The following is a 6,515-nucleotide window of genomic DNA, read 5'->3' as shown; positions in this document are numbered from 1 at the left end:
GCCCTACACTACGGCTACAGGGAAAATGCACTACTGACACGCTGCTGTCGTAGCATGGCCGCATGCACGCACTCCGGAAGCTTGCTCTTCTCTTCTGTCTCGGCTCCGTTGCGCTTCAGGCGCAAAAGCCGTCGCGCCCGTATGATCAGCTCTTCGTCTTCGGTGACAGTTACTCCGATACCGGAGCCGGATACATTGACGGCAATGGCCCCACGGCAGTCTGGTACATGGCCAAAAATCTCGGTATTGACCTGGTCATACCGCTGAAGTCGTGGGCTGGGGCGAGCGTGAACTTCGCCGTCAGCGGCGCTCGCACCGATGGTGGACTCGGGCGCATTGATAAACACGGCGAGATCCTAGGCTATGGCATGCAACTTCAAGTAGGGCAATTCCGCGAGTTGATGCAGGCGGGTCTCGTCACCTTCGATCCCAAGCGGACAATGTTCTTCTTCGCCGGTGGATTGAATGACAGGACCTTGCCCATCGAGACCAGCGCCCAGGACATTGAGGACGAGATCGAGGCGCTCTATGGTCTGGGCGCACGCCGCTTCATGGTGGCCATTCTTCCGGAGAAGATTCCGCAGTTTGCGCAGCAGGGAATCCGCGTCAACCCGRCACTGCGCGGTATTCCGGAAGAGATGAAGCACCGGCACGCTGACATCGAGATTGCCACCAGCAACTGGGGTGCATTCCTTGATGAGGTGATTACAAACCCTGCGAAGTACGGTATTACGAATACGACGGACCGCTGTGCCGGCCGCGTGCTCCGCAACGAAGATCCCACACCCTGTGCCACGCCGGAGAAGTACTTCTTCTACCACGAAGGGCATCCCTCAACGCGAGCTCACGAGGTAGCGGGAGGCATGTTGGCGGACGAGGCGAAGAAGATTTCAGCTCGCTAACACGCTAAGCCGGACGTTGGCGTGCGAATCGGTGTGGCAACTCACTGGATGCCCCATTCACCGGGGTCCCCAACGAACTTGTTCGTTGGGGTGGTCACGCGTAGCGTGAGTGGGACATTCGAGCGAAGCTCGAATCCGCCTTGTCCCTGAAAATCCCATCCCCTGAAAATCCCATCCCCTGAAAATCCCATCCATTGCTACGCAATGGATGGGGCACCCATTGAATGGGCTATCTAAGCGATACGCAGCCGGGGATCGTCCGGAAGAAACGGTCGCGTCGGTTCGTAGTATCTACGCTTCGCCGGAACCGAGACGAACTCACACTCCGGATAACGCAGCGCCGTCAACCTGCCGCCGAAGACACACCCGGTGTCGATGTTGATGGTGTTGTTCAGGATCACAGGGCTCTCCACCGGAGTATGCCCGAACACGATCAACGGGTTCCCTTGGTACTCCGCCGCCCACGGATAACGGATCTCGCCCCACTGATCGCGGACTCCAGTCTTCTCTCCATGAATTGCGAGCTCCCGAGCCTGGATGGTGGCGGCGCGATGCATGGACTCCTTCAGGCCGGCGTGAGCGACCAGAAGCCTGGCATGGTCGAAGATCAGATGCCCCGGCAGCCGCTTGATGAAGATCGCCATCTGCTTGGCGAATTCTGGAGACTGCCGTCCGAATTGTTCCAGAGAGTCAGCAAGTCCGAAGGTCAGGGGCAAGGTCTTGCCGGACAGAGCCGTCGCAAGCCGCACATCATGGTTTCCGGCGACAGAGAAAGCCTTGCCCTGTGCCATCGCCGCAGATACCAAACGGAAGACCCCTGGGATTCCCGGCCCGCGATCCGCGAGGTCGCCGACAAAGATCAGCCTGCGCTTGTCCGGCGACGTGATGGAGAGATCATCACCCACCTGGTATCCAAGCGTTCCCAGCAATTCCCTTAGCTCATCGATACATCCGTGAACATCGCCCACGATGTCGAAGGGGCCGGAGTTCTCGGAGTGATCCTGAAAGGAGATCGATTCGGCATGAAGCTCAGCGGCGGTACTCACACTCTAAGAATATCGATTTTGGGCGGCTCGGGTATGTGGCCCAGAGAGGCAGTTTTACTGAATTACCCGCAGCGCCGTATCGACAGCTGCTTCGTTCTCAGCCTGGAAGTAGTTCCGGATCTTCTCAGCAGTTGCCGGACTCACCACCGCTGACAAGGCATCCGGCCCCGCCTGCTTGATGCCGCGCAGCGACCCGAAGTGCTCCAGCAGCCGTTGCCGCGTCCGTGGACCAACGCCCGGGATTGCCAGCAGCTCCGAATCGCGGTCACGCATCTCGCGGCGTTTGCGGTGGTAGGTAATTGCGAACCGGTGCGATTCATCGCGGATCTTCTGGATCAGATGCAGTACCGGAGAACGCCTATCCAGCACCACTGGCTCATCCTCCTGGCCGTAGACATAGACGATCTCTTCGCGTTTCGCGATGGAAGCCATCGGCTGGAGCGTGAGTCCGAGTTGTTCCAGTGCGGCATAAGCTGCATGAAGCTGTCCCAGGCCGCCGTCGATCAGTATCAGTGATGGCAGATCTTTCTTCTCTTCCAACAGGCGTGAGTACCGGCGATGCACAATCTCGCGCATGGAGGCGAAGTCGTCGACACCTGTGACGGTTTTCACCTTGAACTTGCGGTAGTCCGACTTCTTCATCGCGCCGTCTTCCCACACCACCATGCTGGCGACCGTCTCCGCTCCCTGAATGTGGGAGATGTCGAAGCACTCGATACGCCGCGGCGGTTCTTCCAGGCTCAGCGCATCCTGCAACGCTTCGGCGATCGCCTTGTTGGTCGGCTGCAGCGTGCGGAACCGTTGGTCATAGGCCTGTTTGGCGTTCTGGCATACCAGGTCAACCAGGGAACGCTTGTCTCCTCGCTGCGGCGCGGCCAGCTCAATCTTGTGCCCCGTCCGTTCTGAGAGCAGAGAGGCCAGCGCCACGCGATCAGGGAAATCGACCGGGACGTAGATATGTTTGGGCACATACGGCTGATCGAGATACACCTGCTTCAGCAGGGCAGAGAAGAAGGCCGAAGGAGAGAACGCGGGCCGCTCGATCGTTGCCTCCGCTGCTGCTTCTGGAGCCCCTCCGGAGCCGAGAGATGCGATGTCTTCGGTCTCGTCGCTCTCCTCGGGATCTTCCGTTAGAAAGCTGAAGTCGGGCAGGTCTTCCCAGAAGAAGTCGCGTTTATCCACGATCTTGCCCGACCGCATATGGAAGAGGTTGACAGCGAGCATCTCTTTCTCGAAATGGAAGCCGAAGACGTCGGCGTCCTCGTTTTCAGTACTGGCAATGCGCTGCTTCTCCTGCAGCTGCTGCACGGTGATGAGCTGGTCGCGCATCCGTGCGGCAAGCTCGTACTGCTCTGCGACAGCGGCTTCGGCCATGCGCTCTCGCAGACGCCCTTCCAACTCGCTTTCTTTTCCGTCGAGGAAAAGCTGCACATCGCGTACTGCCTCGCGATAGGCCTCCGGGGTTGTGAAGCCTTCTACGCATGGTCCAAGACAGCGCTTGATGTAGTACTGCAGGCAGGCGCGCGAGTGATAGCGGGAGAGATCAACCTTGCACGATGGAATCAGAAAGCTACGATGGATCAGATCTACCAGGCGGTATGCCAGGTTGCCGGGAAAGTACGGCCCGAAGTAAGCTGACCCGTCTTTCTTCAGTCGCCGCGTGACAAAGACCTTCGGATAGCGGTCGCCCAGCGTCAGCTTGATATACGGGTAGGTCTTGTCATCCCGCAGCAGGATGTTGAACCGTGGCTTCCGCTGTTTGATCAGGTTGTTTTCCAGCGCCAGAGCTTCGTGCTCATTTGCTACCTGGATGTAATCGATGTCGACTGCCTCGCGCATCAGGGAGCCGGTCTTGGCATTTGCCTGGCTGGCGGCGAGGAAATAGCTGCGGACACGCGCCCGCAGGTTCTTCGCCTTGCCGACATAGATCACCTCGCCCTCGGCGTTCTTGTAGAGGTAACAGCCAGGTTTGGTCGGCAGTGTCCGGATTTTCGCCAGCAGATCCATCAGTGGGAGCACCCTTACAAGGCGCAAATTATTAGATTACTCCGCTCTTCGGCCTGCCATCGTCGGAAGAGATGGTAGGAAAAATTTTCCCTATTTAAACCCCGGAAATCTCGCAAGTCATTGAAAGTATTTGGAGTTTACATTTGGTGCGTAGCTTGCATCTCATAAGGCGTAACAGATGGCCCTGTTTGCCGGGCCAAACAATAGGAGAGTCACCATGACGAACGATTTCCGCCTTGCACGCAAGAATCTTGGAGCCACGATTGCTACCACGGTGGCCGCGGCTGGCATTCTCTTCCTGACGGTCGGTTGCTCTACAAAGAACTATGTTCGCTCGCAGACTGCTCCTCTCATCCAGAACACGAACGATCTGGATGCGAAGACGGCACAGGACCATCGCACGATTCTTGATACGGATCAGCGCGCTCAGGCCGGCATCGCCCGCGCCCAGGGTGCTGCCGATACGGCTGATCAGCATGCTATGGCTGCCGGAACGGCTGCGGACGCAGCCGGTAAGAGCGCCCAGGAAGCCTACAATCGTGTCGACTCGCTGACCGGCGTTGTCGCCAACCTGGATCACTACACTCCGCTCGCGGATGTGACCGTGACCTTCGGCTTCGACAAGTCCACTCTGACCGCCAGCGACAAGAAGGACCTCGACGCGTTTGCCGCCAAGCTTGACGGCGTCCGTCACTACATTCTTGAGGTCACCGGAGGTACAGACTCCACCGGCGATCCGCAGTACAACTACGAGCTCAGCCAGCGGCGCGCGGATGCGGTCGTAAATTATCTGCAGACCAAGTACAACGTTGCTCCTCATAAGTTCTATCTCATTGGTATCGGTAAGGATCAGGAAGTCGCGTCCAACAAGACGGTCGCCGGTCGCAAGCAGAACCGTCGCGTCGCTGTTCGCCTGATGTCGAACATGAAGGATGGGGCTGACACGTCCGCTCCGAGCGGTACCAAGTAGAGGTTTCCTTCCTCAGTAGTTACTGCAAGTGAAGTACCCCTCCCCCAAGTAGTGAGACCGGCGTGCTGCCAGTCTCACTACTCACCCCAAAAGGCGGCGGAGCCCAGCACCTATGTGGCTCCGCCAGCTTCTTTAAACCGGTTTTTCTCTCGAATATTGTGGTCTTGCCCACTCCCCGAGGGTAGGGCACCCGTTTAGGGAAAGTGTCAGTCCATTGCCACTCGAAACCGTGTGGGTTTCGGTTTCAATGGCCCCTGTACCGTCGACTGGTTTCCATCTCGTAGCTGGGTGTAGTGCGGTGACATGATCTCCACGCCTGCCTCATTGAAGGCATCCTGAATATTCCGGTGGAGCTCGCTGTAGATGCGCGGCATGGTGTCGGCATGCGCCGTAAAGGCGTTTACCTGATAGTGAATATAGAAATCGTCCAGCGCGGTCTGCAGTACGAAGGGCTGTGGATTCGACTCGACCATCTCTGTCTTCAGCGCCGCATCGACCAGAAGCTGGTGCACTGTCTGCCACGGCGTGTCGTAGCCGATCGTGACCGTCGTATAGAGGATCAGGTTTCCGGAGCGCGCCTGTGCCGAGTAGTTGGTGATGTTGCCATCCAGCGCCTTGGTGGAGGGAATCAGCACCTCTTCATTTTTCGGCGTCAGCAGCTTGGTGTAGAGGAACGTCCGCTCCATCACGTCACCGGTGGTTCCCTGGATCTGCACCCGATCCCCAACGCGAAATGGACGCATGTAGGTCAGTACGATGCCGGCGATGACATTACCTACGGTTGAGCTTGAGCCAAACGAGACCATCAGGCCGATGACGACCGACAGGCCCTTCGCGGCCTCCGATCCCGTGCCTGGAATCCGTGGTGCGATCAGGAACAACGCGATCACGATAATCACGGCACGGACGATCTGGCCGGTAGGCAGCGCCACATCGCGGTGCACCCATGGCGAGAGATTGATGGCGCCCTCATCTGCCTTGGTGAAGAGAAAGCGCACCGCCTTCAGAATGAAGCGGGTGAGTATGGCGATCACCAGGATGGTGATGAGGTTTGGTAACGACGCAAGGAAGCCGTAGTAGAGGTCGTGCAGAGGAGTGAGGACCCAGCCGAGCACCAGGTTGACATAACGCTCGGTGGCGGGGAACTGGCTGAAGGTCAGCAGCAGGGCGACGATTACGTTCAGCAGGACGAGCCCGTAGAAAACGGCGACGCTTAGCAGGCTCAGTGCGGACACGATCTGCGACCCGGTCAGAAGCTGCAGACCACGAATATGCAGTGGCGGTACGGTGCGCCGCTTGCTCTGCAGGAGGTCATCCAGACGGGCGCGCCCGCGGCGCAGAAGACGCCAAAGGAGGAATGCGGTTACCAGGATCAGCAACGTGATCGCGGTGCGCTTTAGGTAATCGGGATTCTTCCAGAAAGGGATCTCAGCGAGCAATGCGGGAAGAACGTGCATGGTGTGCGGATCAGGACTTCAGCTTCCTATAAACGACCAGCATGATGGCCGACGCGATGATCACCCACGCCAACTGGTACCAGTAAAAGAAGGGAAAACCCATCAGGTCCGGCGTCATGCGGTTGTACAGGCT

At 58.2% G+C, this 6,515-nt stretch carries 6 protein-coding genes; 2 read left to right on the top strand and 4 right to left on the bottom strand.

The features are described from left to right. The first annotated feature begins 62 nt into the window (after positions 1-62). Positions 63-902 carry an SGNH/GDSL hydrolase family protein gene (locus AB4043_RS10260; protein ID WP_442306992.1) on the top strand — a complete coding sequence of 280 codons (840 nt, stop codon included), beginning with the start codon at positions 63-65 and terminating at the stop codon, positions 900-902. Positions 903-1,135: 233 nt separating this feature from the next. Here AB4043_RS10260 and AB4043_RS10255 read toward each other — a convergent pair whose 3' ends face one another. Next, positions 1,136-1,948: a metallophosphoesterase gene (locus AB4043_RS10255; RefSeq protein WP_442299943.1), complete on the bottom strand. Its 813-nt coding sequence runs from the start codon at positions 1,946-1,948 to the stop codon at positions 1,136-1,138. A 54-nt stretch (positions 1,949-2,002) separates the two neighbouring features. Further along, positions 2,003-3,955: an excinuclease ABC subunit UvrC gene (gene uvrC / locus AB4043_RS10250; protein ID WP_442300317.1), complete on the bottom strand. Its 1,953-nt coding sequence runs from the start codon at positions 3,953-3,955 to the stop codon at positions 2,003-2,005. Positions 3,956-4,172: 217 nt separating this feature from the next. Between uvrC and AB4043_RS10245 the strand changes: the two genes are divergently transcribed. Beyond that, positions 4,173-4,925 (top strand): OmpA family protein, encoded by a 753-nt coding sequence (locus AB4043_RS10245; RefSeq protein WP_442299942.1) that lies wholly within the window; start codon positions 4,173-4,175, stop codon positions 4,923-4,925. A gap of 206 nt (positions 4,926-5,131) precedes the next feature. Here the strand turns inward: AB4043_RS10245 and AB4043_RS10240 are convergent, their stop codons facing one another. Both AB4043_RS10240 and AB4043_RS10235 read right to left on the bottom strand, forming a co-directional pair. Beyond that, positions 5,132-6,382, bottom strand: coding sequence for a mechanosensitive ion channel family protein (locus AB4043_RS10240; protein ID WP_442299941.1), 1,251 nt, complete (start codon positions 6,380-6,382; stop codon positions 5,132-5,134). Positions 6,383-6,392: 10 nt separating this feature from the next. Beyond that, entirely contained in the window at positions 6,393-6,500 is a 108-nt protein-coding gene (locus AB4043_RS10235) for a DUF3311 domain-containing protein (protein ID WP_442306993.1), read from the bottom strand. Positions 6,501-6,515 lie beyond the last annotated feature (15 nt).

The sequence above is a fragment of the Terriglobus sp. YAF25 genome, from assembly GCF_052113305.1.
GTDB lineage: Bacteria > Acidobacteriota > Terriglobia > Terriglobales > Acidobacteriaceae > Terriglobus.
Note: the sequence above shows the minus strand (reverse complement) of the source record. Positions and strands in the feature narration are given on the sequence as shown.

Excerpts from the sequence above, each read along its gene's own strand:
- AB4043_RS10240 (WP_442299941.1), bottom strand. The coding sequence starts at position 6,382 with ATGCACGTTCTTCCCGCATTGCTCGCTGAGATCCCTTTCTGGAAGAAT.
- AB4043_RS10235 (WP_442306993.1), bottom strand. The coding sequence starts at position 6,500 with ATGACGCCGGACCTGATGGGTTTTCCCTTCTTTTACTGGTACCAGTTG.
- AB4043_RS10245 (WP_442299942.1), top strand. The coding sequence starts at position 4,173 with ATGACGAACGATTTCCGCCTTGCACGCAAGAATCTTGGAGCCACGATT.
- uvrC (WP_442300317.1), bottom strand. The coding sequence starts at position 3,955 with ATGGATCTGCTGGCGAAAATCCGGACACTGCCGACCAAACCTGGCTGT.